The sequence below is a fragment of the uncultured Mucilaginibacter sp. genome, assembly GCF_903913935.1.
Classification (GTDB): Bacteria; Bacteroidota; Bacteroidia; order Sphingobacteriales; family Sphingobacteriaceae; genus Mucilaginibacter.
On sequence record NZ_CAIWNH010000077.1, the window covers coordinates 1 to 4,216 of the forward strand.

Genomic DNA, 4,216 nt, shown 5'->3' on the forward strand with positions numbered 1-4,216 from the left:
CGATCTTCAGCAGTAGTTATTGCAAAATGTTTAATTTGATTAGCATTTAGCATTATTGAGTTGACTTCGTAAGTGTCAATTTCTATATCTGCAGGAATGTGAATTTGATGGTCCTCTATATTAAATTCCCAGCCATTAGCAATCATTGCCTGCCGGTTTAATCCGGCCTGTCTTTTTGCGTCTTCCTCATCCTTCGCTGTAAATAAATCAACATCCGGTAATTGTTTAACACCGTAACGGTTTTCCATTATTTGAAAAAACTGCAATTCAAAAACACTGCTCAGTACACCCGGACTCGGTCTGTCGTTTACTATTGAAGCCGTGGTAAGTTGATTAAATACCCACCCTTCGTCATTTTTCCGAACCGCAGATTGTAACTTAAAATAGTCTGCATCGGTAGGTATTAAATTAATCCGGTTACTTTCTATATTGGTGTATACATAGCCATAATTCAAACTATCGTCATTGTAATGCCGCTGGTGAGGCATACGCAAAATTCTTCCTACAGTTTGAATCCCGAAATCCGGGCTTTGTACATTCCGGTAACTTACTAAAATTGCCGCCCTGGGACAATCCCATCCCTGCGCAATTGCTTGCTTAAATATCAAGACATCCTGGTGACCATTAATATCTTCAAGGCCATCGGTGTCCTTTTCACCACTAAGCCAAATGGCAAGGCGACCGTTATTTGTGGATACATTAAATTCATTTGCTAATAAGCCAACTAATGTATCCCGGATTGTTTTGTCCTCGTCGCTTAAAGCAGCGTTTTCACTCGGTAATTGTATCAGCAATAGCGGGTTTACCTTATTTGCTCCTAATTCAGCGTTGTAGTTTTGTTGTAATTCCTGGTTTTTAGCAAAGGCGGTGCGTAATAAGTGAATGTGAACATTTTCGCCGTTTTGCTGAGCAGGGTCTAACCCGATGTTTAAACGAACACCTTTTTTGATCATCTGTTCGCTGATCACTTGCTGTCGTGAAATGAATACACTTCGCTGTGGGCGAACCTTAGGTGTGGCTGTTATCATTACTTCGATTTTGGCTTTTATTAAGTGCCTTACGGCAATAGCCTGTGGCCCGGTGAAGGCGCTTAGGTGCGCCTCATCAATAATCAAGATAATCTCCGTTCCATTTGCCTTCGTATTTTCGACTAAGGTTTCAAGATTCGTATTAGTTTCATTGTCTTTGCGCCAAATTTTCTTCAACCCGTCTACACTGCTCCAGTTTACAAATAGTAGATCTTTTGGGTTAAGCGTAGGGTTATTACTTAAATTATCCAGATCGATGCAATTTAATTTGCTCGTATCAGCATAGAGTTTATATAACGCATGAAAGCTTTGAATATGAAGCGTATTTGGGGCAAACCAAATAAATGCAACGTTATCATGCAAGCCAGGTTGCAGCGGTAACTCATCGGCCAACCGTTCCAAATAAGAAGCAACCATTACTGTTTTGCCGGAACCAGTGGGCGCTTCTAATAAAATTGGTATTTGTGTAGCAGAGGTACGCAAGGCCTCATAAGTGTGGCCAAGCAGGCTATTAACGGCGGTTTCCTGAAAGTGTTTAAGTATATACATAGTTTATGCGCCGGTGGGTATATCAAATAATTCGGGTGCAGTGTCTTTTTCTATTATTTCGGCGGGATTAACAATATTTCTATCCAGCCTTAATGTGCGAAAAGTTGCTCTATATGCGTTATATATAGCGTCGGGCAATGGCAAAGCTTCAATTTTATCAGCCACGTCAGCAAAATCCGCTGCTAAAGTTTCTTTTTCCGGGCTAAACGCGTAAAGTTTTATTGGTTGTTCAATGGCAAGGTTATCGATATAGGTTGTTAACTGCTCACAAACGGAATTTTGGTTGCGACTGTGGTACACAACAATCATGTACTTACCTCTCTCATCTATAAATATACCGCACTCGCTTAGGTTAAAACCACTGGGCTCTGTGATATCAACGTAACAATTTTCTTTGATTTGTAGTAATTCCGTGCTAGCTTGAGTCAGCATCCTCTTATTAACTTCATTTTTCGCACTCGACACAAAATCGCTTTTGAAATAACGCAAATTATTGCTATTTAGGCCTTTGATTTGATTGCCTTTTGCATTGACAAATCCAATGATCACTTTTTTGTTCCGAGCGTAAGTTACTTCTTCACAAATATTATTTTCATTGTTGGTCACTAGAATGCATTGTCTCTGTTTTTTATCTTCTGCGTTTAGTTGCATAGTAGCGTGTAATGTTGTGCCTGAACCGGCAAAAAAATCTAAAATAATGGTAGGGTTTGGATGAATACAACTAAGAAAGTATTTGGCCGCTGAGGTAGGCTTGGGATAAGGAAATGTTATCCCCATATCTTTTAACAAATCGTCATCGCTACCTCCATTATTATAAATTGATGGCGTATTTTCTTCCATATTTTCTTTGAGCAAATACTTTCTTTCAGGTTGTTTTGTATCGTCATCGCCAAATAAGATCAAGTTTTTTTCAATTAATTTCATCATCGTATTGGGAGGATTTCGCCACCCCCTTGCAGGAACTGGGCACGGATTTCCTGTATCTGGATGAATAAGCGGAATGAAGTAATCTTCTGGTGCTTGTTCTTTATTCGGCCAAGCCATCGACACACCACGATAAACATCCCCACGAGAATCTATAAACTTATAAGCTTTTTCTCCACCAGAAAAATCCTGTCGGCTCAGCCACGCCTGAAATTCCTTATTTATTAAATCCAGATCATATTCTACAACAGAGTCTCTAAGTATTTCTGCAGAAAAATTGAATGGTTTAATGACTTCCTTTATTTCATCGGGAATCTCTGACTTACCAATCTTCGAGAATAATTTTTTTGCTTTTATTAATATTCTCTCCGCATTCGGTTTTGCCCTCATTAATGGACTATCCAAAGCAGTAAAGGCTGTTTTGTTTTTTGCATAGACCAATACATATTCATGCATCGTTGCTATAGCCTTAGAGTCGCCCTTGGGATTTTGTTTATTCCATATGATCTGGCCTAAAGAATCACTTTCGCCAAAGAGATCGTTTTCCATTAATAAATTTAACGCATCAAATTCATGCTCGTCGATATGGATAATCATAACTCCCGTTTCCGAAAGAAGTTTTTTTGCGATTTTAAGTCTCTTATATATAAAGCTTAACCACAGTGAATGTTTAAAAGGATTTTCCTTGTCAATATAATCGTCATTGTATTTAAAATCATTTTCCCCTCTATTATAAGGCGGATCTATATAAATAACATCAATTTTTCCTTCGTGTGTAAACGTGAGTGCAGTGAGTGCATGTAAATTATCTCCTTCAATCAAGATATGATTAGGCGCAGGTTTATTTCGGTCTTGTTCTTCTTGTTCAAACGGCTCTCCGTCATTCGTTAGGGGTATATTTTTTGCTAAAATTCTTTTGTCTTTTATCTCTTTAAGCACTGGCAGGTACATGCGTAATTGCTCTTCAACCGCTTCGGGTTTATCTTCCCACACCAGCCCGTATTTCTTTTTTGTTTTTACTAATTCAATTAAGGAGCCTTTTTCATCAGCTGTAAGGCCATCTAATTGTTTTAGTTTGTGTATTAGATCTTGTTTGTTCATGTATTAAGTAAAATGATTGCTCAGAGGTCTGGTTGCCGAAGTTATAAATTTTTAAAAAACGTAGTTTATCGAAACCCCGCAATGATAGGTAATATTACTTTATTCCTTTGCTGATAAATTAAGCTTCGGCCCCAACCTCGCACGAAATTCGGATTTTATCAACGTTGATTATCAGTCACTTATACAAATCTGGTAATTTATCAAAAATGAAACATGCTGATAATGAGTATGTTTCACAACGTTCCGGGTGTTCCGCGCGTGTAAAAATGGAACGCTGGAGATGGCATGGGTTTCACTTCCCCCGCTTTGCCCATCACCAATATCCTAACTTGTGATTTCGCATTTCGCCGCTATAAATGAGCAAAAGTGCTGACAAGATTTTGTCAGTGACAAAATCTTGTCAGCACTTAAAATATTGATATTCAGTTTTGTAGCGCTTTGTAGCAGGTTGTAGCACGTGTAGCGCTACACTACAAAATTGTACGGGTGACATTTATTAAAACTTACCTGTTGCAACTTCATCAACCCCATCCAACCTAATCAACCATTCAACTACCAGTATGCCTTATTACACTACTTCTGAGATACCGGTACTTGTTGGTGAAAACACCAAC

General features: G+C 38.6%; 2 protein-coding genes. Both read right to left on the reverse strand.

All coding sequences use genetic code 11. From position 1 onward, the window contains the following. Positions 1-1,577: DEAD/DEAH box helicase family protein (locus QZY09_RS02965; protein ID WP_295667873.1), on the reverse strand; the 1,577-nt coding region annotated here is incomplete at its 3' end. A 3-nt stretch (positions 1,578-1,580) separates the two neighbouring features. After that, entirely contained in the window at positions 1,581-3,602 is a 2,022-nt protein-coding gene (locus QZY09_RS02970) for a DNA methyltransferase (protein ID WP_295667875.1), read from the reverse strand. Positions 3,603-4,216: the final 614 nt, after the last annotated feature.